At 65.8% G+C, this 23,542-nt stretch carries 21 protein-coding genes; 10 read left to right on the forward strand and 11 right to left on the reverse strand.

The annotated features are described in order from the left end of the window. Positions 1-2: 2 nt before the first annotated feature. Positions 3-1,004, reverse strand: a complete 1,002-nt coding sequence (locus P8R42_07195; GenBank protein MDG2304430.1) for an aldo/keto reductase — start codon at positions 1,002-1,004, stop codon at positions 3-5. Positions 1,005-1,022: 18 nt separating this feature from the next. Continuing rightward, positions 1,023-1,916 carry an amidohydrolase family protein gene (locus tag P8R42_07200; GenBank protein MDG2304431.1) on the reverse strand — a complete coding sequence of 298 codons (894 nt, stop codon included), beginning with the start codon at positions 1,914-1,916 and terminating at the stop codon, positions 1,023-1,025. Positions 1,917-2,030: 114 nt separating this feature from the next. Between P8R42_07200 and P8R42_07205 the strand changes: the two genes are divergently transcribed. The 3 genes from P8R42_07205 to P8R42_07215 all read left to right on the forward strand — a co-directional run bounded on the left by P8R42_07205 (position 2,031) and on the right by P8R42_07215 (position 5,593). Beyond that, on the forward strand, positions 2,031-2,990 hold the full coding sequence (locus P8R42_07205) for a Rieske 2Fe-2S domain-containing protein (protein MDG2304432.1): 960 nt from the start codon (positions 2,031-2,033) through the stop codon (positions 2,988-2,990). 99 nt (positions 2,991-3,089) lie between these two features. Then, positions 3,090-3,476, forward strand: a complete 387-nt coding sequence (locus P8R42_07210) for a nuclear transport factor 2 family protein (protein ID MDG2304433.1) — start codon at positions 3,090-3,092, stop codon at positions 3,474-3,476. Then, positions 3,473-5,593 (forward strand): acyl-CoA dehydrogenase family protein, encoded by a 2,121-nt coding sequence (locus P8R42_07215; GenBank protein ID MDG2304434.1) that lies wholly within the window; start codon positions 3,473-3,475, stop codon positions 5,591-5,593. The genes P8R42_07210 and P8R42_07215 overlap by 4 nt, the downstream gene beginning before the upstream one ends. Positions 5,594-5,645: 52 nt before the next feature. Here the strand turns inward: P8R42_07215 and P8R42_07220 are convergent, their stop codons facing one another. The 6 genes from P8R42_07220 to P8R42_07245 are packed head-to-tail and all read right to left on the reverse strand — an operon-like array spanning position 5,646 to position 13,171. After that, positions 5,646-6,926, reverse strand: a complete 1,281-nt coding sequence (locus tag P8R42_07220) for an MFS transporter (GenBank protein MDG2304435.1) — start codon at positions 6,924-6,926, stop codon at positions 5,646-5,648. A gap of 18 nt (positions 6,927-6,944) precedes the next feature. Continuing rightward, positions 6,945-8,018, reverse strand: a complete 1,074-nt coding sequence (locus tag P8R42_07225) for an acyl-CoA/acyl-ACP dehydrogenase (protein ID MDG2304436.1) — start codon at positions 8,016-8,018, stop codon at positions 6,945-6,947. After that, positions 8,015-9,664 carry an AMP-binding protein gene (locus P8R42_07230; GenBank protein ID MDG2304437.1) on the reverse strand — a complete coding sequence of 550 codons (1,650 nt, stop codon included), beginning with the start codon at positions 9,662-9,664 and terminating at the stop codon, positions 8,015-8,017. The genes P8R42_07225 and P8R42_07230 overlap by 4 nt, the downstream gene beginning before the upstream one ends. A 13-nt stretch (positions 9,665-9,677) precedes the next feature. Next, a complete protein-coding gene (locus P8R42_07235) occupies positions 9,678-11,123 on the reverse strand; it encodes a 4-hydroxyphenylacetate 3-hydroxylase N-terminal domain-containing protein (GenBank protein ID MDG2304438.1) in 1,446 nt (481 codons plus the stop codon). Positions 11,124-11,175: 52 nt separating this feature from the next. After that, positions 11,176-12,375 carry an acyl-CoA dehydrogenase family protein gene (locus P8R42_07240; protein ID MDG2304439.1) on the reverse strand — a complete coding sequence of 400 codons (1,200 nt, stop codon included), beginning with the start codon at positions 12,373-12,375 and terminating at the stop codon, positions 11,176-11,178. 7 nt (positions 12,376-12,382) lie between these two features. After that, positions 12,383-13,171, reverse strand: coding sequence for a thioesterase family protein (locus P8R42_07245; GenBank protein MDG2304440.1), 789 nt, complete (start codon positions 13,169-13,171; stop codon positions 12,383-12,385). Between the two features lie 107 nt (positions 13,172-13,278). Here P8R42_07245 and P8R42_07250 point away from each other — a divergent pair, with 107 nt between their 5' ends. Then, complete coding sequence (locus P8R42_07250) at positions 13,279-14,652, forward strand: aromatic ring-hydroxylating dioxygenase subunit alpha (protein ID MDG2304441.1); 1,374 nt, start codon at positions 13,279-13,281, stop codon at positions 14,650-14,652. Continuing rightward, positions 14,649-16,652, forward strand: a complete 2,004-nt coding sequence (locus tag P8R42_07255) for a dehydrogenase E1 component subunit alpha/beta (GenBank protein ID MDG2304442.1) — start codon at positions 14,649-14,651, stop codon at positions 16,650-16,652. The genes P8R42_07250 and P8R42_07255 overlap by 4 nt, the downstream gene beginning before the upstream one ends. A 95-nt stretch (positions 16,653-16,747) precedes the next feature. On the opposite strand, the gene P8R42_07260 is transcribed toward P8R42_07255, so the two are convergent. Then, positions 16,748-17,668: an LLM class F420-dependent oxidoreductase gene (locus tag P8R42_07260; protein ID MDG2304443.1), complete on the reverse strand. Its 921-nt coding sequence runs from the start codon at positions 17,666-17,668 to the stop codon at positions 16,748-16,750. Between the two features lie 117 nt (positions 17,669-17,785). On the opposite strand from P8R42_07260, the gene P8R42_07265 reads away from it, so the two are divergent. Then, complete coding sequence (locus P8R42_07265) at positions 17,786-18,313, forward strand: nuclear transport factor 2 family protein (GenBank protein MDG2304444.1); 528 nt, start codon at positions 17,786-17,788, stop codon at positions 18,311-18,313. 57 nt (positions 18,314-18,370) lie between these two features. Here the strand turns inward: P8R42_07265 and P8R42_07270 are convergent, their stop codons facing one another. Continuing rightward, positions 18,371-19,180: an enoyl-CoA hydratase-related protein gene (locus P8R42_07270; GenBank protein MDG2304445.1), complete on the reverse strand. Its 810-nt coding sequence runs from the start codon at positions 19,178-19,180 to the stop codon at positions 18,371-18,373. A 608-nt stretch (positions 19,181-19,788) separates the two neighbouring features. Here P8R42_07270 and P8R42_07275 point away from each other — a divergent pair. The 4 genes from P8R42_07275 to P8R42_07290 all read left to right on the forward strand — a co-directional run bounded on the left by P8R42_07275 (position 19,789) and on the right by P8R42_07290 (position 22,516). Next, a complete protein-coding gene (locus P8R42_07275; GenBank protein MDG2304446.1) occupies positions 19,789-20,133 on the forward strand; it encodes a hypothetical protein in 345 nt (114 codons plus the stop codon). 26 nt (positions 20,134-20,159) lie between these two features. Next, on the forward strand, positions 20,160-20,507 hold the full coding sequence (locus P8R42_07280; GenBank protein MDG2304447.1) for a hypothetical protein: 348 nt from the start codon (positions 20,160-20,162) through the stop codon (positions 20,505-20,507). A 29-nt stretch (positions 20,508-20,536) separates the two neighbouring features. Then, complete coding sequence (locus tag P8R42_07285; GenBank protein ID MDG2304448.1) at positions 20,537-21,421, forward strand: hypothetical protein; 885 nt, start codon at positions 20,537-20,539, stop codon at positions 21,419-21,421. Between the two features lie 135 nt (positions 21,422-21,556). Further along, positions 21,557-22,516 carry a hypothetical protein gene (locus P8R42_07290; GenBank protein MDG2304449.1) on the forward strand — a complete coding sequence of 320 codons (960 nt, stop codon included), beginning with the start codon at positions 21,557-21,559 and terminating at the stop codon, positions 22,514-22,516. A gap of 303 nt (positions 22,517-22,819) precedes the next feature. Here the strand turns inward: P8R42_07290 and P8R42_07295 are convergent, their stop codons facing one another. Next, a complete protein-coding gene (locus P8R42_07295; protein ID MDG2304450.1) occupies positions 22,820-23,143 on the reverse strand; it encodes a hypothetical protein in 324 nt (107 codons plus the stop codon). Positions 23,144-23,542: the final 399 nt, after the last annotated feature.

A 23,542-nucleotide genomic window follows, 5' to 3' on the forward strand; every position in this document is an offset into this window, starting at 1 on the left:
GCTCAGCTCTGTGGGGTCGGGATCGTCGACGGCGCTTCGTGCAGGAAGCGGAGCCAGGGCGGAGGCGACGACGGCGCGAGGCGATTCACCTCCGCGAGGTCTTCGGCCGAGAGATTCCACGTAAGGGCCGCGAGGCTTCCGTCGAGCTGTTCGGGCGACATCGCGCCGACCACGATCGAGCTCACCGACGGCTGGGCGAGCAGCGCGGCCAGCGCGAGCTCGGTGAGCGTGTGGTTGCGCTCCTCTGCGAACGCGAGCAACCCCTCGACGGCCGCGATGGCTTGTTCTCCGAGGTCGCCGAAGAAGAACTGCGGGTACTTGGCTGCGCGCGAACCTTCCGGCGGCGGCTTCCCCGCACGGTATTTCCCGGTCAGGACACCGGATTCGAGCGCGAAGAAGGGAAGCAGGCCCACCCCGTACTGCAGACACGCCGGCACCAGCGCGTGCTCTACGTCGCGCGTGAGAAGGCTGTAGTGCGCCTGCGCGGAGACGAATCGTTCCAGACCGCAGGTACGCGCCGTCCAGTGCGCCTCGGCGAGTTGAAACCCGTCGAAGTTTGAGCAACCGAGGTACCGGACTTTCCCTTGGCGTACGAGGTCGTCGAGCGCCCGCAGGGTCTCCTCGATCGGAACCGTCGGGTCGGGGATGTGCATCTGGTAGAGGTCGATCACGTCGGTCCGGAGGCGGGAGAGGCTCGCTTCCACCGCCTCCATGACGTGCCGTCGTGAGCCTCCGCCTTCCATCGGGCCGTGTCCGAGGGGCTGGCCGAACTTCGACGTCAGCACGACTTGGTCGCGCTTCCCTTGGAGAGCCTTACCGATGAACTCCTCGGACTTGCCGCCGCTGTAGAAATTGGCCGTGTCGACGAGGTTCACACCCCGGTCCAGAGACGCGTGGAGGATCCGCGCCGTCTCCGCCTCGTCGCAACGTTTGCCGAAGTTCGTCCCGCCGATGCCGATCGCCGACACTTCGAGTCCGGAGCTTCCAAGCTTCCGGTATTCCATGGGCGCCGTCTCCTTGTTTCAGTTGGGCAGTTGAAAGACCCTGAGGGCGTTCTCGCGCAGAAACTTGGGCCACACATGGTCGCGGAAGGGAACCTTGGGCAGCTCTTCGAAGATTCGATCGAGTGTCAGCCCGAAGGGGAAATAGCCTGCGTACATGATCTTGTCGCTGCCCCGCGTGTTGGCGTAGTCGACGATGTCCTTTGGGTAGTGCTTCGGGGCGAACGCGCTGGTCATGTAAAACAGGTTTGGCCACTTCAGCATTAGCTTCACGGCGAGCGCTGTCCACGGCTCGGCGCCGTGGCGCATGACGAAGCGCAGTTCGGGGAAGAACCAACAGACTTCGTCGACGAGCTCGACCTTTTGGCTTGCGAACGGCACCCGTGGTCCCGGGATGCCCACGTTGCAGCAGAACGGCAGATCGAGCTCCACGCACTTCGCGTAGATCGGATACCAGCGCGCGTCGTTGATCGGCAGCTGCGGGTCGTGCGCGGCCGGCAGGCCTCCGATCGCTCGCAGGTCGTACTCTTCGTGCAGGCGGACGATCTTGCGGACCTCGTCCATGCCGCGGTGGGCGTCGGCCTCGTACCAGTGGAAGAAGCGATTCGGGAAGCGGCGGCTCGCCTCCTTGGCGAGCTCGTCGTCGTCGTCGATGCGGATCATCGCCCGCTCGACTCCGAACCGGTCCATCTCCGAGATGGTCCACGCGATGTAGTCGGTTTGTTCCCCGGCGCGCGGGAGATCCTTGAACATGTACCCCGCGGGCATGTCGAGCTTGGCAAGGCTCTCCTCGTCCCGCAGGAGGCGACGCCATCGTTCGGTGGCGCGTCGGGGGCCGGCGCCGGAGTACGCTTCCGGACCCGAAGGAACCCCGAGCAGAAGATCGATCACGCCGATGTCCTTCGGAAACGCCATGAACCTGCCTAGCCCGAAAGGGGGGATCTAGGCAAGCTCTTTGACTAAATTGATCAAGTAGATTGACGTTTCGGCTCGCCTGTGATCTGAGGTGAGAACGGAGAATAGAAGAGCGTGGCCGAGAATTTTCCTATGCCGGTCCCCGATGGATGGTTCGCCGTGGCGTACGGTGACGAGCTCTCGGCGGGGGAGGTGAAGCCGATGCGCTGGTTCGGGCGCCACCTGGTCGTTTTTCGAGACGCAGACGGGCAGGCGCGAGTGTTGGACGCCCACTGTCGGCACATGGGTGCGCACCTCGGCCACGGCGGGACGGTCTGCGGACGCTCGGTGCGTTGCCCGTTTCATGCCTGGGAGTGGGACGGCGAGACGGGCGAGTGCGTGGCGATTCCGTACGCCAAGAAGATCCCGGCCAAGGCGCGCATGCGGTCCTGGGAGACGCGCGAGCGCAACGGACTGGTACTCGTCTGGCATCACGGTGGCGGCGCGGCGCCAAGCTGGGAGGTGCCCGAGGTCGAGGAGGCGACGAATCCCGCCTGGACCGATCCGGATCGCTACGACTGGACGATCCAGACCCAAGTGCAGGAGATCGCCGAGAACGGAGTCGATACGGCGCACTTCCGATTCGTGCACGGAACCGTGACTGTGCCGGAGGGCGAGGTGGAGTTCGATGGTGATTTCCGCCACGCGGTGAATCACATCCGCATGAATACGCCGCGTGGGGAGGTGGACGGCACGATCGAGGCGCGCTCGTTCGGGATCGGGCTGTCGATCGTTCGCTACAGCGGGATCTTCGAGACGGTTCAAGTGCTCTCCACGACGCCCATCGATGAGCGTACCGTCGTGCACCGAAAGTCGTTTCGGCAGCCGCGTCCGACGGAGGGGGAGAAGCCGTCCCGGGCGCCCGGTGCGTTCATCCGCAACGTCGTAAAGCAGCTCGGCGAGGACGTTCCGATCTGGGAGAACAAGGTCTACCAAGAGCGTCCCCTCTTGTGCGACGGCGACGGGCCGATCGGAAAGTACCGGCAGTGGTGTCGCCGGTTCTACAGCGATCCGGCGGCGCCCGCCGCCGAATGACGTCGACATTTCATTCCTCCCGAGCCCCCTCCAGCACGGATCGTGCGCGTCACGAGCCGGAAGCGAAGGCGGCTCGGGCTCTGACTGGGAGAAAACCTGATGCAGCAGACCGATCGTGACATCCTCGAGATCAACAACCTTCTCGCCGAGTATTGCCTCGCCTGTGACGAGTGTCGCTTCGACGACTTCGCGCGCTTGTTCGGCACGGATGGTGAGATGCATGCCTTTCGGCGCGTCTGGAAGGGCTTTGACGAGTTGGTGTCCTTCATCTCGGCGGCGCCCGAAGGCATTCATCTCTGCGGCCTGCCGCGGATTTCTCTCGACGGTGATCGAGCGGAGTGCACGGTCAACTTCGTCTTCGTGACCCACGACAAGCAGGTCGGGAGCCTGGGGCTGTACATCGACGAGCTGGGTCGGACGCCGGAGGGCTGGCGCTTCCGAACGCGAAAGATCAAGATCCTGAGGCCGAGCGAGAAGGCCGCGTGAGCGAGCCCGTTCCGTCCCCCGCGGATCTCTCTGTTCGTGTGAGCGCCTGGCTGGACGAGCACGACGAAGCGCTTGCGCCGTATCGGCTGCCCCTCGAGAGCTTTGACGCTCGGGTCGACCAGCTGAAGAAGCTGCAACGCGAGCTCTTCGACGCCGGCTGGGTACGTTACGGGTGGCCTACGGAGTTGGCCGGCCTGGGCGGCAACGAGCTGCATCGTGCTGCGGTTTACGAAGCACTGGCGGACGCGGGCTATCCTCCGCGTTCGGTCTTTGAGCATCTGGACATCATCATCCCGACACTGGCGCGGTTCGCGCCGGAGCTCGCGGTCGACCTCGTTCCGCGCATGATGCGTGGGGACGAGCTCTGGTGTCAGGGCTTCTCGGAACCCGAGGCCGGCTCGGACCTAGCTGCGCTGCGCACGCGCGCCGATCGCGACGGAGACGGCTTCGTTTTACGAGGGCACAAGATCTGGACGAGCTGGGCGAAGTGGGCGCGCCGCTGCATGGTCCTGGCTCGGACCGGGGCGCAGGACGACCGCCACCGTGCGCTCACCATGATGGTCGTGGACATCGATACGCCCGGACTGACGGTGCGGCCGATCGTCCAGTCCAACGGTACGCCGGAGCTCGCGGAAGTGTTCTTCGACGATGTGCCGGTCGCCGCCAGCCAGGTGGTCGGCGAGGTCGATGGTGGCTGGGCCATCGCGATGTATCTCCTGTCGTGCGAGCGTGGGAGCTATCCCTGGCAGCGGCACGAGTTCCTGCGGGCGCGTCTCGCGACGCTCTCCAGCAATGCGCAGCGTGACGCGGATCACGAACGGCTCGGGCACGCCTACAGCGATCTGTTTGCCGTGCGCACGCGCGCGTGGTCGACGCAGTGTGCACTCGCGCGCGGCGAGGTTCCGGGCCCCGAGGCCGCGGTAAACAAGATTCTCATCACCGAGACCGAGCAGACGCTGTACGACGCAGCGAGCGAGATCCTCGGCCACGGGATCCAGACCGGCCTCGTGCCGGAGGCGTGGCGCTGGCAGGAGGACTTCCTCTTCTCCCGAGCGACGTCGATTTACGGCGGCTCGCGACAGATCCAGCTCACTGTGGTGGCGCGCCACCTGATCGGGCACGGCGCCGGCTCCGAGACGGAGCCGGGTTGGTCGGACTGGGTCGATTCGATCACGCAGGCCGTCCGAGAGAGCCCGACCGTGCGCGATGCCCTGGACGGACTGGGCTGGTGGGACGTTTCCGGAGCGTGCGCCGATGGCGATGGTCGCATCGGCTTCGGCGCCCTATTCGAGGTGCTTGGACGCGAGCTCGCCGTAGGACCGGCTCTCGGCGCGGTTCTCAGCGCTCCCATCTTGGAGGCGAGCGGCGGCAGGCCGAATCTCGACTCCACGTATGCCGTCGTGGTGGGGGAATCGAACGCCCGGCTCGACATCTTGGCGCCCGGCGGACCTGCGCGTGACCTCGTCGTGAAGCTTCCGAGTGGCTGGGGGCGGGTGTCGGCCGATGCGATTCGTTGGAGCTCGAGTGCTTTGGACAAGGGCGCCCTGCAGGTCGGGAGCCTCGATCCGGAAGCAATCGACCCGCTCGATGTTCGCGGGGATGTCCAGGCACTGGAGGAGCGCTGTCTCGCGCTCGGGCGTACGGCCATCTGTTTCGAGATTCTGGGTGCAAGCACTATCCTTCTCGATGCGGCCACCGAGCACACGCGCACGCGGCGCCAGTTCGGGAAGCCGCTGGCCGACTTTCAGGCCGTGCAGCACCTCCTCGCGGAGGCGCACGTGGAGTTGGCCGCGTTGCGAGAGCTTTGCCACGCGCTCTTGGCGCCGGACTCCGAGAACGGTCCTGAACCCGAGGCGGCGGCGCTGGCGAAGCTCCGTGGTGGTCGAGCGGGCCGAACGATCGCGCAGCGTTGCCTGCAGGCTTTCGGCGCGATCGGCTTCACTGAAGAGCACCTCCATCACCGGTACGCCCGTCGGATCATGACGCTCGACGCCTTTCTCGGCGGCGGGTCGGAACTCGCACGTCGTCTTGGCGCCCGCGCGGCCCAGAGCGGCCAAGCGTTGAAGGGCTTACCCTTCGACTCGCTGCGGGGCGCACGAGGTCCGGAAAGCACGTGACGCCGCGGCTTCGGCCGAGCGATAGTTTCGGCGTCGAGCAGACGCGCGGGACCTACGAGGACTGAGGTGTGTCTGCAAGGTCCGCGGTGATGCTCTTGCTCGCTCGCCAGAAGAGGAACGCGGCAAGGAGTGTCGCGACCTTGATCAGAAGGAGTGAGTAGCGGATCGACTCGTCTCCGAACGACGGCCGGAGCACGTCGTTCAGGATCCCGACCGCCTGCGGGCCGCCGCCGAGTCCGATCAGGTTCAGGAAGAGGAGCAGGATGGCCGAGGCCATCGCGCGCATCTGCGGCCGGGCGATGTTCTGGACGACCGCGTAGCTCGGTGACGCAAACACGCCGCCAATCAGCCCCGCGGGTACGAACGCGGCGAGTGCGAGCCATCGGTCGTCGATGAGGAGTTGGGCGGCTTGAAAGGGTAGGGCGGCCAGCAGCGTGATGGCCGGGAGCCACGCGTACCATCGCACGTCTCGGCGGCCGAGTCGGTCGGCCGCCCAGCCGCCGACCACCGTTCCGATCGCTCCGGCGGGTGCCGATACGGTGGCGAGAAAGAGCCCGGTCTCGGCTACCGACATGCCGTGCACGCGCATCAGGAAGGTGGGGGACCACATCCCCATGCCGAGGCCCGCAAAGGTGGCGAAGCCGAGCGCGGGTGCAATCAAGCGAAACGTGCGGCGCGACCACAGGAACCGAAAGACCTCGCGCGTGTCGGGATCGGGCTCGGCCCGGAGTTTCGGGGGGTCGAACCGGCCCCGCTCGGGCTCGCGCACGGTGAGCATCACCAGCGCAGCGAGAACGATGCCCGGTACGCCGACGGCGACGAAGGTGCCCCGCCAGCCGATTTCGCCAGCCAGCCAGCCGCCGATGCCGTTTCCGAGGGCGCTGCCGATCAGAGGGGCGACGGCGTACAAACCGAACACGGTCGCGCGTCGCTCGGGTGGGAAATAGTCCGACAAGATCGAGTGGGATGGTGGCACCCCGCCGGCCTCGCCGACGCCTACCCCGATGCGGCACAGGGCGAGCTGCCAATACGCCCCAACGGCCCCGCATGCGACGGTCATCGCGCTCCAGACCGTGAGCCCCATGGCCAATACGTTGCGCCGGACCCAGCGGTCCGCGAGCCGCGCCACTGGAATTCCGGCGGTGGCGTAGAAGATCGCGAACGCCGTGCCCGTGAGAAAGCCCATGGCCGTGTCCGACACCGCCAGGTCCTTCTTGATTGGCTCGAGGAGCACCGCCAAGATCTGGCGGTCGAGGTAGTTGAAGACGTAGGCCGCCGTCAGGACGCCCAGGACATAGTTGGGGTAGCGGTCCGCTTTCTCTGGTGGCGCCATCAGGGAATCGTCGCTGGGCTACCAGCCTGCGAGCCGGGCGGCCCGCTCCCGGTGTACGTCCGGTCCGCCGAAGAGCGCGCGGTCGGCCATGATTCGCTTGTACCAGAGGTGCACGAAGCACTCCCAGGTAAACGCGATCCCGCCGTGCAGCTCGATGGATTCTCTTGCGACATCGGTCGCCCGGTCCACGACGTGGGCCTTCCCGATCGCGGCCGCGCGTTCGGATTCGTCGGGCAGGTGGTCGAAGGCGTGGGCCGCGTACCAGTAGAGCGCCCGTGCTGGCTCTAGCGCCGTAAGCAGGTCGGCGAGTTGGTGCTTGATCCCCTGGAACTGCGCGAGCGGCGTGTCGAACTGCTCGCGCGTCGACACGTACTCGACGGTCTCGCGCAGCAGGCGGGTCGCACAGCCGAAGGCATCGGCGGCGAGGAGGACGAGGGCGGCGTCGCGGACGCGTCCTCCGGCCTCGATGGCCAGGGGCTGCGCGGGGGTGTCTTTCAGTGAAATGTTCTCGAGGCGACGCGTTCGGTCGACGCCGTCGAAGGGCTCGGTGCGTGCGCCGGCTGCTCCCGCCTCGACCAGGGCAAGGCCGCCGCCGGCCGTCCCGATGATCCAGACGTCGGCGCTCGAAGGCGAGGGGACCAGCATCTTGGTACCCGTCAACCGTCCGCTCTCGAGCCGCATCTGCCAGTCGTCGGGCTGCCACCGAAGGCCATCTTCTGCCGCGGCGAACGTCGCCGTCGCTGCGCCTGTCGCGAGCTGGGGGAGCCATGCGTGCTTCTGTTCCGGCGTTCCCGCGATGGCGAGAGCGAGGCAGGCGAGAGTGTGGCCGAGAAAGGGCCCTGGGATGGCGCCCTCCGCTAGGGCTTCGAAGGCGAGCGCGGCATCGATGAGCTCGAGCTGCAGACCGCCGTACTCCTCCGGCACGAGCAGGCCGTGCAGGCCCAACCCACCGAGTGCGTTCCAGACCTCGGGGGCCGCGCCGACGTCGTCGTCGAAGATCCGTCGGACCTGCTCCGGGCTGCACTCCCGAGCGGCGTAGCTGCGGACCGTCTCTTGGAGGAGCGCCTGCTCTTCGGATGGGGCGAAGTTCATGCGGGACCTCCGTGGCTGTCGGCCTGGCGGCTCACGGCGTGCTCGATCGCCGCGATGTCTGTCTGGGCGAGGCGTCGATACGTGTCGCCGTCGCGGACCCACACCGGGTCATCGCAGTGCCATCGCTCGTCGCGCAGAACTCGCTTCAAGATCTTGTGGGTTTGTGTTGTGGGGAGCGAAGCAGCGACTCGCACGTACTGCGGCGCCCACTTCGTGCCGAGGTCGGCTTGCTCTGCCAGGAACGAGCAGAACTCGGTTCCGTCGAACGAGGTGTCGGGGGAGAGCGCGACGGCCGCCATGACGGCGTCGCCTGCGTGCACGTCCGGGACCGCGTAGACGGAGGCGAGTTCGATGCAGCCGTGGCGCGTCAGAATGCGCTCGATCGGAGCCGCTGCGATGTTCTCGCCGTCCACCCGCATCCAGTCGTACCCGCGGCCCGCAAAGTACAGGAACCCATCGTCGTCGCGGTAGGCGAGATCGCCGCTCCAGTAGATGCCGTCGCGCACGCGTTCGCTGTTCGCCTCGTCGTTCTTCCAATAGCCTTCGAACCCCCCGGCGGTCTGGCGGTTGGCCAGTTCCCCAATCGCCTCCTCGGGGTTCGCCAGTTTCCCTCTCCCGTCGAAACGGGCGGGCGCACACTCCCGCCCGGTCCCCGGGTTCAGGACCACGGTTCCGGGTTGGCCCGCACCCAGGGCACCCGCAGGAGTGTCGGGGGATCGTACGATCGTGATGCCGCCCTCCGTCGAGCCGTACGAGTCCGTGACGTGGCATCCGAAACGCTGGGCGAAGCGCTGGACGTCGTGGAGCGTGCCCTCGTTCCCGTAGGCCAGGCGGAGTGGGTTCTCCGTGTCGTCGGGCTGCTCGGGCGTTGCGAGGATGTAGTTGAGCGGTTTGCCGACGTAGTTGAAGATCGTCGCGCCGAACCGGCGCACGTCCGGCAGAAAGCCCGAAGCGGAGAACCGCTGGCGGAGCGCGAGGGTCGCGCCGCCGGTCACGGATGCGACCCATGCGTTCTGTGCGTTCGAGTGGAACATGGGCATTGTCTGATAGATGACGTCGGACGCAGTGACGCTGCGCCGTGATACGAGTCCCGCCGCGCTCCCGCAGAGCCGACGCTGCGAACAGATCGAGGCCTTGGGGTCGCCGGTCGTGCCGGACGTGAAGATCAGCAGGTACGGCGCGGTGCCGTCGATCTCGTTCGCCGCGACGTCGGCAGGGGCCGTGTTCGCCAGACGCTCCTTCCACCGTTTCGAGTCGATATCGAACGAGCGTTCTTGTGGAACGCTGATGTCGAGCCCGCGGAGAAGGGTGGCTTGCTCAGCGTCGGTGATGAGAATGCCGCAATCCGTGTGGCGAATGTCGCGGTCGAGCTCGGGGCCGCGCCGGGTGGGATTGATGCCGACGACCACGGCTCCCGCCAGCGCAGCACCGCCCAGCAGGAACACGTACTCGGGCACGTTCTGCAGCAGGACGCCGACATGAAACGGTCCGTCCGGGCGGAGGTCCTGCAGCAGGCGCGCGCGCACCAGGCACTCGCGCACCACCTCACGGTAGGTCCAGGCCCGGTCTTCGAACCGAAGACCGGTATGGTCGTCCTCGCGGCGGTCTAGAAGCAGCGAGGCGATGGTGGCGGACTGCGTGGTCACGCTCGCGTCGATCTCAGCCGGCGCCCGAGCCACGCTTGAGCACCGGCGGGGCCTCCGGCTGCTTCTTCCTTTTCTTCACGGGCTCCCGCACTTCGAGGTTGCCGGCCTTGCGTGCCAGGGCCTTGGCCTTCTCCATCGGGTAGTGGTTGGTCGCGACCATCTTCTGCGCGAAGAGCCCGCCGCCCGACAGCATCGTGGTGACCTGCCACCAACCTCCGAACGTGTCGGCGGTGATGTCTCGGATGGCGTGGAAGAGGCGGGTGCGATACTCGCCGTCGATCCCGTCCATCGTGCGCATGTACTTCTCGACGTAGGGACGCGTCTCGGGATTGTCGAGATCGCCGGGCATCGGCGCGGTGACGATCGATCCGCCGCCGATGTCGTGAATATGGCGGATCATTTTGCTGAACTCGGCGGCACCGTGGTACTTCGCGGCGTTCGTGTAGAGTTCGCTCGGGCTGACCCAGCCCTCGGGGGTGGTGGAGACGTTGGTGATGGCCGCTTCGAGTCCCGCGCGTACGAGCGTGGCGTAGATCACCATCTCCTGGATCTTGTCTCGAATGTGCGCGACGCGATCGAGGCCGTTCGCTTCGGCGAGGAGCTTGGCAAGGCCGACGAGGAGGTCGGCGTTCTTCGCCATGTGCGCGGCCCCGCCGACGCGCTGCCAGAGGCCGAGGGCGTGCGCGAACGTGGCCGAGAACTCGACCTCTCCGCAGAGGAAGATGCGCTCGTTGGGCACGAAGACGTGATCGAACACGACGAAGCCCTCTGGCTGCTCCCGAGTCTGGCTGTAGGGGTGGTACCTGGGGTCTCCCGATGAGGCCACGGTGGTGTTCATGATGGTGATGCCCTTGGCATCGATTGGCACTCCGCAGGCGATCGCCCAGGGCTCCTCGCCCGGCTTCATCCGCTTGGTGGGCATCACGACCATCTCGTGTGTGATCGCGGCACCCGAGATGTGGAGTTTCGCGCCGTTCAGCACCACGCCGTCGGAACGCTCCTCGACGACGCGCAAGTAAACGTCGGGGTCATCCTGTTGCGCTGGGGGCAGATTGCGGTGGCCCTTGGCATCGGAGATGGTTTGGACGCACCGGATGTCTTCGGCTTGGCAGTACTCGACGTATCGCTCGATGCGCTCGGCGTAGTGCGGATGCTTCTCGCGCATGCGACTCGCCGCGGTGCGCAGCGCGTTGAAGCTCTCGAGCGTGGTGATCAGTGAGACGTCCCACTGGATCATCAGCTCCAGCCGGTTCCGCAGGTCGTCGCTCGACCGAGGCGGCTCGTACGCGGGGGCCGTCGCATCCGGGCCGAGTGCGTGTTGCTGGTCGTAGCCTGCGGCGATGATGTCGACGGAGCGCTTCATCCGCGGATGGGTCGTGACGTCGTCGACGCGCTCGCCGTCGAAGAAGATCCGGCGGTCGTCGCGGATCGAGGCGCGGTAGTCGTCTCCTGTTTTCATGTGAACCTCATTCTTCGAATCGCTCGGGTGGATGGCTTTGGCGCCGTGGCGATCAGGGCTTGCGGCTGCCGCGAATGTCGCGCGGTAGGCCGAGTGCACGCTCGCCGATGACGTTTCTCTGAATGTTGGGTGCCCCGCCACCGAGCGCGGAGCCGTGTGAGAAAAGGTATTTCGCAGACCATCCTCCGGGCCGGTCGGCTCCGCCGAACAGGGCGAACTGGGGGTCCGGTGTTCGGAGGCTCTCGTCGGCTCCGAGCAGGTCGTAGGCGAGCCGAACGATCTTCTTGCCGATCTCGGTCGTGTGCAGCTTGCTCACCAGCATCGGCACTTCGACGCTTTGTTCGTCGTTCGTGTTGGCCGCGGAGAGGATCCGGTAGCGCGTGTACTTCTGCGACAGGAGATACCCCTCGATGTCGAGGAGCCGTTGCCGCACGTCGGCACTCTCGATCGCCGGTCGTCCGCCGCGGTCGACGCGACGCGCGAGTTCCAGCAGGTCTTGGAACTGCTGCAGGGCCTTCCGGGGGTTGCCGATCAGCGCCCGCTCGTGCGCGAGCGTCGTGCGGCTGATGCCCCATCCTGCTCCCCGTTCGCCCACGGTGTACCGCACGTGCGTGCGCGCTTCGTCGAGGAAGACCTGATTGAACTCGTCGCCGCCGGTGATCTGCTTCAGCGGGCGGACCTCGACGCCCGGTTGGTCCATCGGGATCAGCAGGTACGAAATGCCGCGGTGCCGCGGCTGGTCCGGCTCGGTGCGGATCAGGGCGAACATCCAGTCGGCGATGTGGGCGCTGCTCGTCCAGATCTTCTGTCCGGTGATGACCCATTCGTCCCCGTCGAGTTCGGCGCGACTGGTGAGGGACGCGAGATCGCTGCCGGCACCGGGCTCGCTGTACCCCTGGCACCACGTGATGTCCCCGGAGAGCGTGGCCGCGATGAATTCGCGGCGCTGTTCGTCGGTGCCGTGGTGGAGCAGGGTGGGCGCGAGCATGTCGGGGCCTTCGCCGACGAGGCCGAGGGGCGCGCCTGCGGCAGCGAACTCGGTTTGGATCACGTCCTCGGCGACCGGATCCGGCTCGCGGCCGGCGCCACCGAACTCGCGGGGGATGCTGCGGTAGACGTAGCCGCGGTCGACGGCGGCGGCCCGGAACGCCGTCGTCTTCTCGGGACTCGACCCCTCTCGCCACTGCTCCCGCAGGAACGCGCGCACGGAGTCCCGAAGTTCGAGGTGTGTCGCGTCGAGCCGCAGATCCATTTCGTCCTCAGGCTTGCCGTTCGACGAACATCGATGCCTGACCGCGACCGACGACGCCCTGGAAATCGAGGATTCGGGAATACGATTGGCCCGTGCCGTCGTTGGACAGCCTAGCACTTGCCTCGACCGCGACCCATTCACCGATGGGCTCGCGCTCGAGATGCACCGACAGGTCGGGGTTGATGTAGCGCCAGTGCTGCCAGTCGAGGCCACTTGCGGTGCCGCTCGTGAAATCGCCCGCGACCGCGGCCCGAACGAGAGGTGTGACGGCCTCGCCTTCGACCAGCGAACAGCGGAGGCGGAGCCACACCAGGACAGGACTGCTGTTCGATCTCTGGGGCGCACGAGCGTAGTCGATCGCGCGGATGAAGCCCGGCACTTCGCTCATCCGTTCCGCTGGGATGCCGTGGCTCGGATCGGGACGGGACTCGGTGGGCTCGGCCTCGGCCGCGACCGCCGACGTGATGCCGGGCTCGACGCGTATCCGCTGCACCGAAGCGTGTACGAGTTGACGATCGCCGTCGGTGAGCGACACGTGGAGCAACTGTACGCGCCGTCCTTCCCTCTGAACCTGCGTCGTGACGGAGAGGGGGCGCAGGGGAACGGGGTGGAGGAGGTCGAGCGTCAGCCGGGCGACTCGCATGGGTACCGGGGACGGTTCTGCGCCGGCGACATGGGCGATCAGCCCGGCGACCGCACCCCCGTGCGCGTGATCCGGACTCCAAGGGCCCTGGGCCAGGAGCGTCGGTTCGAAGCGGCCTCCGCTCCGCCGAAAGATGGCGTCGTCTGCGGGCACCGAGGTCACGCTTCCAGCGCTATCAGATTGAAGTCAATAAGACAAGTGTCTTGACGATTCAAGTCAAGACACTTGACGAAATGGCAGAAACGGCATAGGACGCGGTCATGAAAGACACCTCGGCGCGGGCCCCCGAGCGTTGGCGTATTCGGGACGGAGTCGTCCCCAAGGGACGCTACATCGATCCGGAATTCCTTGCCCTTGAGTACGAGAGGCTCTTCCCTCGCGTCTGGCAGATGGCGTGCCGACTCGAGGAGATTCCGAATGCCGGAGACTTTTACGAGTACGAGATTGGCGCCGAGTCCATTCTCGTCGTGAATCGCGGCTCGGGGCAGCTGAAGGCGTACTTCAATTCGTGCCCGCATCGGGGAACACGCCTGGCGCGTGGTGAGGGCCAGCTCGAGGAGTTCACTTGCCCGTTTCACGCGTGGCGCTTCGATCTCGACGGTCGTTGTACCTACGTACACGATGTCGCCGACTTTGGGCCGGAGTTCCGGCTGGAGACCGTGGGCCTCGCCGAGTGCCGCGTCGACACGTGGGGTGGTTGGGCGTTCGTGCACATGGATCCGGAGGCCGAGTCGCTTGCGGACTGGCTCGCGCCGCTCCCGGATGCGCTCGGACCGTTCGCGCTCGAGCGCATGCGCTTTCGCTGGCACAAGACGGCGGTGATGCCGGCGAACTGGAAGAGCGTGATCGACGCGTTCATCGAGGGGTACCACACGGGCGGCCGGCATCCGCAGATGATCCGGGCGGCTCGGATGGACCACGGGCCGGCCACGGTCGAGGAGCTGGCAGGGTCGCCTTATACGCCCAGCGAGTCCGTCGGCCGCCACTCCCACTTTACCTACGGGGCGCGTCCCGCCTCGGATGATCGCCCGATGCCGCGCGCCGTAGACGCGAACGATCGCAAGCGCGTGCTTCTCTTGACCGAGTACAACGCCTCCCATCTGCGCGCCCTCGCCAGCGAGAGCGACGTGCGTGCGGCTCGCCGGTTGCAGGACGTGGAGCTCCCCGAGGGCCAGACGGCCTTCGAGGTCTTCGCGCGGCTGCGACGTGAAGAGGCTGAGGCCGACGGGATTTCGTGGCCGACGATCAGCGCAGAGCAATTCGTAGCCGGGCAGGGGAACTGGCACCTGTTTCCTACGATGGTGCTCCTGGTCGAGCCCGGCGGCGCGCTAGGTTACCGGGTTCGTCCAAACGGCAAGGACCCGAATTCGAGCGTCTTCGAGGCGTGGTCGATGGAGCTGTGTCCGGACGATGCTGCGCCGCCCTGTTCGCACGAGCGGTTCGAGCATTGGCAGGATCACGACGATTGGGGTCTCCTCTTGCCGCAGGACTTTGAGAACTTTCCGGACGTGACCGCGGGAATGCACTCGAGGGCGTTTCGCGGCCTTCGCCTCAATCCGAAACAGGAGTCCGGCATCCTGAATGCACACGTCGCCGCGGATGAATTTGTCTTCGGTGACGGGGAGAAGTCATGAGCGATACATCACTCGAGCGCGGGCTGTACCGGACAGTGCGACGCATTCGCTGTTTCGACGACAGAATGCGCGGCGGTATCGCGAAGGGCGAGTTCCTCTGCAGCTACTGGCCGGTCGAAGGGCAGGAGGGCATCTCGGCGGGGGTCGTTGCGGCGCTCGAGCCTGAGGATCAGATGGTGATCACGTATCGCTGCGCGGCGGATGCGATCGCCAAGGGTGTCCGGATGGACGAGCTCGCGGGTGAGCTCCTCGGTCGGTCCATTGGAACCTCGGGAGGCCGGGGCGGGGCGATGGGGATCAGTGCGCCGGACGTCGGCCTCATGGCGACGACGGGTATCGTGGGCTCGGGCGCGCCCATCGGCAACGGGCTGGCACTCGCAGCGCAGCTCGCCGACGACGGTCGCGTCGTAGTCGCTTCGTTCGGCGACGGCGCGACGAGCATCGGCGCGGTGCACGAGGCGATGAACCTGGCGTCGCTGTGGGACCTGCCCATCGTCTTCCTGTGCCACAACAATCTCTTCGGCGAAGGGACGCCGGTCGAGGAATACACGCGCAGCACCCGGCTCTCCGACCGCGCCGCGGGCTATCGCATGCCCGGTGTGACGGTGGACGGCACGGATGCGGTTGCGGTGTACGAAGCCGCTCGCGAGGCGGTGGACCGCGCGCGCTCCGGCGGCGGCCCGACGTTCCTCGAAGCCGTAGCGTTTCGACTGAACGGGCACTACTTCGGCGACCCGTGTGAATATGTGGATCCGGGCGAGCGCGAGGCCGCGCGTGCGAAGGAGCCGGTAGGGCGGATGCGGAAGCGCCTCGAGGAAGCCGGTGTCTCGGCCGCGGAGATCGAGAACATCGATTCTGAAGTCGACGCTGAGGTCGAAGGCGCCTTTGCGGCGGTCGGCGCGAGCGCGGAGCCGTCCGCAGAGGACCTCTACGGCGACATCTACGCCGGCCGCTCTGATCCGGGGTGCCTCGCCTCGACCCCGCGTCCGGCCGCGCCAGTGTTCTCCGGCGAGACGGATGACCTGACGTACGCCGAGGCGATCAACAAGACTCTCGACGACGCTCTGGCGCGTGACGATCGCGTGATCCTTCTGGGCGAAGACATTGCGGACCCGGTAGGCGGGCTCTTCAAGTGCACCGCCGGCTTGTCGACGAAGCACGGTCGGGATCGCGTCCGCCCCACGCCGATCGCCGAGCAGGCCATCATGGGTGCGGCGATCGGGGCGGCCCTCGCGGGCATGCGCCCGGTGCCGGAGCTCATGTTCGTAGACTTCCTGGCCGTCTGCCTCGACCAGATCGCCAACCACGCGGCGAAGATGCGCTACATGTCCGGTGGTCGAGTGCACGTCCCGCTCACGATCCGGACGATGGTGGGCGTCGAGTCGGGGGCGCAGCACTCGCAGTCTCTCGAGGCTTGGCTCCTGCATACGCCCGGCTTGAAGGTCGTCATCCCGAGCACGCCGGCCGACGCCAAGGGGCTCTTGAGTTCATGTTTGGAGGATCCCGATCCGTGCGTCTTCATCGAGAGTCGGCCGATGTTGCTGGCGCGCAAGAGTCGAGAGCCCGTCCCGCGCGGCGACTACCGGGTTCCGCTCGGCCTTGCCTCCGTGAGGCGAGAGGGGTCGGACGTCACGGTGGTCGCTTGGGGCCTCGAGATGCCGTCCGCGTTGGAGGCGGCGGAGGCTCTCCAGGGCGAGGGCGTTTCGGTCGAGGTGATCGATCCGAGGACGCTGGTGCCGTTCGACCTCGAGACGGTCGTCGAGTCGGTCCGCCGCACGAGGCGCCTTGTGGTGGCGCATCGCGCGACCCAGTTCTGCGGGTTCGGCGCCGAGATTGCTGCGCTGGTCACCGAGGCGTGCTTTCGCGACCTCGCCGCGCCGGTGGAGCGCGTCGGCGGCGGCTACGCGCCGGTGCCGCGCGCGGCGAGCTTGGAGACCGTCCACACCCCGCGCGCGTCGACCATCGCGGACGGGGTGCGCCGGGTGTTGGCGAAGTCGTAGGCGACGCTGTTCCGAAGAGGCGGAATGCTTGCCGAGCGAATGCGGGTGCCCTCGTGGGGTACATCTCCGTCTCTCGCATCCGCGATCTCGTTCCTCTACCGATGAGCTGAAATGATCTCTTCGCCGAACCGAGCGATCGCCTCGGTCAGACTACCGAGCGAGCGTCCCGTGATGGCGACATTCACCCAGGTTACGCCGACCATTCGTAGCTCCAACAGAGAATCGCCGTACTCGGCTGGCGACCAGCGGCGCGTGCCCGGCACTCCGCCAGTGAGAGGCGCGAAGAGGACCTCCAAGGGAAGCTTGCGTCCCGCACGCTCTTCCTCGGTGCGCAGGTAGCGGAGCAAACCGCGCAGGTCGTCGAGAGTCTCGAGATGCGCCGACCGGCGACGATCCCCGAGCTTGCGCGGGTTGGGCATTGGCATCCAGCCTTCGCCCCATCGTACGGCGCGACGCCGGGCAAGTCGCGAGTTGCCCCCCACCCAGAAGGGGGGACCGAGGGGCTGCGTTGGCACCGGCTGACATGTGATCTCCACGGCAGAGAATCGGCTCCCCTGAAACGTGACGGGTTCGCCGGTCCAGGCAAGGCGCAGGACCTCCATCGCCTCATCGAAGAGATCGTTTCGCTCGGCGAACTCGACACCCAGCGCTTCGTACTCCTTCTCGAGATACCCCGTCCCGACGCCCAGAGTGAGCCGACCATCCGAGAGTCGATCGAGCGTCGCTACGGTCTTCGCGAGAAGAAGGGGGTTTCGGTACGGCACGACGGTCAGGTTCGTCAGAAGGCGAATGCGCGTTGTCGCGGCTGCCGCGAACGCCAGGCTCACGAAAGGGTCGAGTGCGTCATGTCCTCCGGTCTGACGCCAATCGTCCGGAGGCGCCGGATGCTCCGTCGAGAACACGGCATCGAAACCTGCCGCTTCCGCGGCCACCGCAATCTGACGGATCGCTTCGCCGGAAGTGAACTCCGGGAGTGGCGGTGCCGTAAAGAACGGAAATGCAAGGGCGAACTTCATCTCGAGCTCCTCCCCGCGCGCTCGAAGCCGCGCGGTCGGCTCATCGCCTATCGTCACAGGCTCATTTAGTCAAGTTGCTTGTCTGTATATTCCGATCATGATAGCTTTGTTCGGGACATGGATGATTCGGTTCAGGAGCAGATCGCCGCACTGAGAAAGAGACTCGGTCGCGTCGAGGACGAACTCGCGATTCACCGCCTAATCGTTCGCTACGGTCTCGCGGTCGACGCCGGCGACGCGGAGGCGGCGATGGCATTGTTCACCGAGGACAGCGTGTACGAGGTCGGCGCGGTCGGCACCGGGATCCGGGACGAGACCCGCAAACCTCTGATCATGCGAGGGCGTGCCGCTGTCGGAAAAATGGTGCAGTCCGAAGCACACCAGGCCCTTCTCCCGAATGCCGCACACACGATTGGCCCGGCAGTCGTAACGATGGCCGGAGAGACCGCCAGCGCCACCGGGTACCCGCGGATCTATCTCCGAGAGAACGACGACTTTCGCCTATTCCGAATGGCCGTAAACCATTGGGAGCTCGTGAAGAACGACGAGCGTTGGTGGATTCACCGGCGAACCTCGGTGGCTCTCGGCGAAAGCGATGTCCAGGATCTCATGCGTAAGGCGTTGGAGCGGCCGGTAGACGCGTAGGTTGAAATGACCTTGGTTTGGTCTGGCAGTGGTTCCCGGCGGCGCTTCCGTCGTAGGTTACTTTTCCGTCTTTCCCTTCGTCTTCTCCATGTTCGCATACATGTGGTCGAGCGTGTCCGTGTGACGCGACACGAGTGACAGCATGTCGTTCGACCATTGCTGGTGCACGCGCATGCCCATGAGCTCCCAGGCGCGCTTCACCATGAGCTTGGTGGCCTGCAGGGCCGTGAGAGGCGCTTCGGCGATCTCGCGGGCGATCTCCTCGGTCGTGGCCTCGAGCTCGTCGCGCGGCACGACCTCGTTCACGAGACCCAGTTCGCACGCGACCTTCGCTGTGAGTTTCTTCTTCCGGTAGAGGTACTCCATCGAACGCTTGTAGTTCATGAAGAGCCACGGCTCGATCATGGTCTCGGCACCGGGCAGCCCCATGAGGTGGACGTGTGGCATCTGGAACCACGCGTCCTCCGACGCGATGGTCAGGTCCGGCAGGAGCGCCCAGTAGGAGCCGCCGCCGACGGCATAGCCGTGCACGCGTGCGATCGTTGGCTTGGGGAACTCCCACAGGCGAAGCACCGGATGTAGGAAGAGCTGGGACTGCCCTTGCCATGTCGTGCCGGTGCGGGCGCGGTTCTCGAGAAACTCGGGGTAGTCCCCGGTTGCGAGGTGGCCCCCGCAGAAGCCTTTCCCGTTCGCTCCGATGATGACGACCTTGACGTCGTAGTCGTACTCGCACTCCGACAATGCCTTGTCGAAGGCCCACACCATCTTCTGGTCCTGCACGTTGCCGCGCTCCGGATTGTTGAGAATGATCCGCGCGATCGGACCATCCTTCTCGTAAATCACACAGTCGATCTCGCGTCGTTCCATCGCTTCTCCTCCGTTCGTTCGAGAAGCTTCGTCGGTATCACCCAGTGGGCTATTCAGGCAAGGAACTTGACCAAATGGCTCGCTGCGTGCGACCGGCAATCAGGCTGCTCCGTGACTAGGGGGACGCCCCTAGTCCGCGAAAATCCGTAACGCGCCACAGCACCGGCGATTTCCCGATGATAGTCCTGCCCGGATGCGTACTCTCCTTTCGTCGTGCCTCACCCTGGGTCGGGCCATCGTGATGCCGAGGGCGAGCCTGATCCTCGAGAACGCCGCGCTACGGCAGCAACTCATGGTCGCTTTGCGCTCGAAGCCGGGAGCCAAGCTCAGATCGAATCTTCTGGGTCATTCTCCGCCGCCTCTGGCCGGACTGGGCAGCGACTCTGCTCGTCGTGAAGCCCGCCACGGTGATTGGCTGGCACCGCCGAGGATCCAAGGTGCTGTGGCGATGGAAGTCCAAGCCGGGACGCCCTCGGATTCCCCGGCATCACGTCGGATTTTTCCGCCGCATGTCCGCCGACCACCCCGAGTGCGGCGAGGACAAGATCGTCGAGGAGCTGGCGGCGAAATGTTGAATCCACCATTCCGGGAGTACCGTTCGCCGCTATATGGTCGCACGGAGCGGTCCACCGCATGGCGGCCAGAACTGGCGGACGTTCGTCGGCAACCACGGTGCCGAGCTCTGGGCCTGCGACTTCCTGACCCAGTACACGGCGACGTTCGCCGTCGCCTACGTCTTTGTGATCACCGAGATCTCGTCGCGGTGCATCGTGCACGCGAACGTGACCGCCAGCCCGACCCTCGCCTGGGTCAAGCAGCAGATGCGGGAGGCCACGGCTTGGGCGGATCGCGCCTTTCAGCAGCGCCAATTCACAATGCGTCGTTTCCTGTGCGAGCTGGTTCGACGAAAAACGAAGCTTTTCGCTGAGTCGGCCGGGCAGCCTCTCGTGTGATCGTCGCCCCTGAAAGGAGGGCGGATATGCACAACTGGGAGCGGGACGATGTCCTATACGACATTCAGAAGCGGTTGCCGTGGGCCGTGGTGCTCGACGTTTTCTCGGGCGAGGGGTGGTGGGCCGTAGCGGCGATGAAAGGCGTTCCGGCAGCGCCGGTTCGAGTCAAGTACTTCGTCAAGATAGCGCCGTTGGGCGAGAGGCGGAAACGCCAGCGGCCACGGCTGGCGGTCGCGGTCGAGGACGCGGAGGGCCGCATGGTTGTCTACGACAGGCCGAAGGTTGCGCTGTTCGGATCGATACAGGCCAAGGACGCCGGGCCGTTCCCGAGGGCCGACGGCGAGAGCGAGTCGTCCCAAGAAAGTGGTCGGTGAGGCGTCCGGTACATTGGTAGAATCGAAGTATGAGTGAGCGGCGCAACAAAGTGGGAGCCCCCGAAGAACCGTCTGTCCCGTCTGTTCCGGCCTCCGGGGTCGATGAGACGATGGAGCCCGTCCTGCCTGTGTTTGGCTTGGACCTGCCGAGGCTTCCATCGCTTCAGCGCACACGGGAGGAGCAGGAGTTCCTGTCCAAGGGTCTCGATGGGTTTCCGCGGACAGACGCCAACTGGGCGGAGATAGGTGAGAAGGCGCGGTCCGTGCTCGAGCTCTTCAGCGATCGTGAGACATTCGAGGACGCGCCGTTAGAGGCTGTGCGCATCCTTGGTCTGGGCGCGCTCAGGCCCGGAAGGCTCGAAGATCTAGCCCCCTGGCAGCCGCAACCGGGAAGCGACAGTCTGCTGGATCAGATCCTACGCGATCTCCACAGGGTCCGCGGCTTGGTCTGGGCGGGCGTCGCGCGATGGCAACAGAAGGCGAAGTGGGGCGTCTCTCAAGAGGCGCGTCGGGCAGCGCTGGGTCGGTTGCGGAAGTTCGGCCGCGCGCTCGTGCCCGAAACGAGAGGGCGAGGGAAGGCGACCGGTCCTCCGCCGGAGATCCTCCAGCTCGCCTACCGGCAGCTCCAATTTCGTCTGGCTCTCGCCCGTGAGCTACTCGATGACGGCCGTGGAAAGCGGCGGGTGCCATATCCCAGGATCCAGGAGGTCGCCGAGGAGTGCGGGCTCAATGAGGATTGGATCCGGGAATGGTTGTTCTTCTCAGACCGATGGGAGCGCAAACGCCGCACGTTGACCATGGAGGGGATGGCACGGGAACTCCTCCACCGCATTTCGGGCATGGAACCGGGCAGCATCGAGACCTCGATCTCCCGGGGGCGTCGTGACGACGGTGGCGAAACGGGCGAGTCCTGAGGGACGACGGGACGGAATCAAAGAACGCGTTTTTCGTTGAGTCGGCGCACACGCCTCGAGCCGTATCCTGCTCGCTGAACGATCGCATGGCCCGGCGTCTTGCCGGACTGCGACCCAGCGAAGAGGAGTCGAGACATGGACGACGATCGAAGGCGGGAGGCAAACCGGGCCAACGCGCAGAAGAGCACGGGGCCGCGCACAGCCGCGGGCAAGGCCCGCTCCGCAAGGAACTCCACGCGACACGGGTTGCTGGTGCAACGTGCGCTTCTAGTCGGGGAGAGCGAGAAGGAGCTGAAGGAACTCCGCAAGGGTATGCGCGGTAGTCTCCATCCCGTCGGCGAGCTCGAAGAGGAACTGGTCGAACGGATGATCGCTTCCGTTTGGCGCAAGCGTCGCGGCGAGCGCGTCGAGTTGGGGTTGTGGGATTGGCGGGGAACGGTCTCGGGCGGTCAGAGCACGCTGGCGAACGTCTTCTTCATGGACTCCCAGCACGATCAGTCCCTGCAGAAACTGACGCGCTACATGACGGCCGCGAGTGGAGAGTTCCGTCGCGCCTTTCAGATGCTGAAGGAGGCGCAAGAGGCGCGGAAGGCGCACGGGGAAGACGAGTGGGTGGATGGGGAAGCCGATGAGGTCGAAGTCGGAGAGGAGGGTGAGGACGGGGGCGACGGCCAAGTTGGCAGCGCGAACGTGACCGGCGCGCCGCCGCCGGCCCGGACCCCGGAGGCCCAGGCAACCCAGTTTTCAATGGGGCCGGATTGGGTCACGCGAGCCGAATCCGCTGCGACCAAGCGTGACGTCGCACCGCGGGACCCACTCGGCCTCGCGCGACCGGCTTCGTCACCTCGGCGTTGGGAGCAGATGACCGACGCGGAGCGAGCGCTCTTCTCGGCGCGAAACAACGACCGGGTGATGGCCTTCGACGACATGCTCCAGGAAGCCTTGGGAAACCGGCAGTGGATGGAGCGGTTGGGTTTCCGTGATCTCTTGCGCGTTCATGAGAGTTTCAACGCGACCATGTGGCAGACGATGCGATCGATCGACGAGCTTCTTAAGGACGACGAGCCGCCGGCGGAGGCCAGTGACGGGCATTGAACGGTATTTCGAAACGAACCCACTTGACGCATCGCGTCGGGTGCGGTCCGGCCAGGAACAGTGACCTCGCCCGCACAGCTGTCGATCGTGGCTAGTCATTTCTTTGCTCGCCGGAGCGCCTTGGCGACGGTCTTGTCCGTGACACCCAGTGAGCGCGCTATGGCTGAATCGGAAAGGCCGAGCGTCTTGAGTCGGCCGGCTCGCGCAGCGATGCGTATATAAGGAAAGGGCGAGGACGCGCGGAACATTGGGAAGCCAACGGGGAGTCGTGCCGCGGTTCGAATTGGTTGCGAGCGCGTCCACTTATAGCTCCTTGATTTTTCGAAGTCTTTTTCGGGCTGTGACAGTCTGCTGTGACAGTTTTCCTGTCACAGCCCGAGAGAGGACCGCGCCGACCAGGCTGCCGTCCTCCTGCCGGGCGACCGACCCCTTGTAGTGCTCCCAGATCATCTGCTCGCTCGTGCCGCAGGCCTTCGCCACCCACGAGGGCCGCTCCCCGGAGTCGATGGCCGTCGTGATGAACGTGTCGCGGGCTGCGTACGAGCCTCGCTCGGCGACTCCGATCAGCCGCAGCGTCGGCTTCCAGACCCTCTTGTGGAGCCACTCTTGGGAGATCGGGCGGCCCACGGAGTCGGTGAACACATTCCCCTGCCGCCCTGCGGCTACGCCGCGGCGGCTTGAGCCCGAAAACTGTACCTGGCTCGAGGCTTCACGCTGGCGGCTACCCGGCGACCTGGGCAAATAGGGCGTTGATGTCGGCTACCGCCGACTAGCGGCAGCATGCAATGCCACTGAAGCCCGAACATGCGCTTGGCGACGTGCTGCAGCTCTCTCCTATCGCGCTGCAACTCCGATAGTCCTCCCAGTCACTGTCAGCATTACAGAACTGAATGTCGTTGTCTCTGCACCTGAAGTCGCCAACATCGTCGCAACTGTTTTCGCTGCCGCAACTCGTAGCCGCAAGGAAGAGCCCCGTGGCGACCAGCACTGCTAGCATTTTCATTCGTCGCCCCCCCCCCCCCGCCG

The organism is Candidatus Binatia bacterium (assembly GCA_029243485.1).
Taxonomy (GTDB): domain Bacteria; phylum Desulfobacterota; class Binatia; order UBA12015; family UBA12015; genus VGTG01.

What these genes read in the sequence shown, in the direction of transcription:
- P8R42_07195 (MDG2304430.1), bottom strand. Translation starts at nt 1,004, where the DNA reads ATGGAATACCGGAAGCTTGGAAGCTCCGGACTCGAAGTGTCGGCGATC.
- P8R42_07200 (MDG2304431.1), bottom strand. Translation starts at nt 1,916, where the DNA reads ATGGCGTTTCCGAAGGACATCGGCGTGATCGATCTTCTGCTCGGGGTT.
- P8R42_07210 (MDG2304433.1), top strand. Translation starts at nt 3,090, where the DNA reads ATGCAGCAGACCGATCGTGACATCCTCGAGATCAACAACCTTCTCGCC.
- P8R42_07220 (MDG2304435.1), bottom strand. Translation starts at nt 6,926, where the DNA reads ATGGCGCCACCAGAGAAAGCGGACCGCTACCCCAACTATGTCCTGGGC.
- P8R42_07225 (MDG2304436.1), bottom strand. Translation starts at nt 8,018, where the DNA reads ATGAACTTCGCCCCATCCGAAGAGCAGGCGCTCCTCCAAGAGACGGTC.
- P8R42_07235 (MDG2304438.1), bottom strand. Translation starts at nt 11,123, where the DNA reads ATGAAAACAGGAGACGACTACCGCGCCTCGATCCGCGACGACCGCCGG.
- P8R42_07240 (MDG2304439.1), bottom strand. Translation starts at nt 12,375, where the DNA reads ATGGATCTGCGGCTCGACGCGACACACCTCGAACTTCGGGACTCCGTG.
- P8R42_07250 (MDG2304441.1), top strand. Translation starts at nt 13,279, where the DNA reads ATGAAAGACACCTCGGCGCGGGCCCCCGAGCGTTGGCGTATTCGGGAC.
- P8R42_07255 (MDG2304442.1), top strand. Translation starts at nt 14,649, where the DNA reads ATGAGCGATACATCACTCGAGCGCGGGCTGTACCGGACAGTGCGACGC.
- P8R42_07260 (MDG2304443.1), bottom strand. Translation starts at nt 17,668, where the DNA reads ATGAAGTTCGCCCTTGCATTTCCGTTCTTTACGGCACCGCCACTCCCG.
- P8R42_07265 (MDG2304444.1), top strand. Translation starts at nt 17,786, where the DNA reads ATGGATGATTCGGTTCAGGAGCAGATCGCCGCACTGAGAAAGAGACTC.
- P8R42_07270 (MDG2304445.1), bottom strand. Translation starts at nt 19,180, where the DNA reads ATGGAACGACGCGAGATCGACTGTGTGATTTACGAGAAGGATGGTCCG.
- P8R42_07275 (MDG2304446.1), top strand. Translation starts at nt 19,789, where the DNA reads ATGGTCGCACGGAGCGGTCCACCGCATGGCGGCCAGAACTGGCGGACG.
- P8R42_07280 (MDG2304447.1), top strand. Translation starts at nt 20,160, where the DNA reads ATGCACAACTGGGAGCGGGACGATGTCCTATACGACATTCAGAAGCGG.
- P8R42_07285 (MDG2304448.1), top strand. Translation starts at nt 20,537, where the DNA reads ATGAGTGAGCGGCGCAACAAAGTGGGAGCCCCCGAAGAACCGTCTGTC.
- P8R42_07290 (MDG2304449.1), top strand. Translation starts at nt 21,557, where the DNA reads ATGGACGACGATCGAAGGCGGGAGGCAAACCGGGCCAACGCGCAGAAG.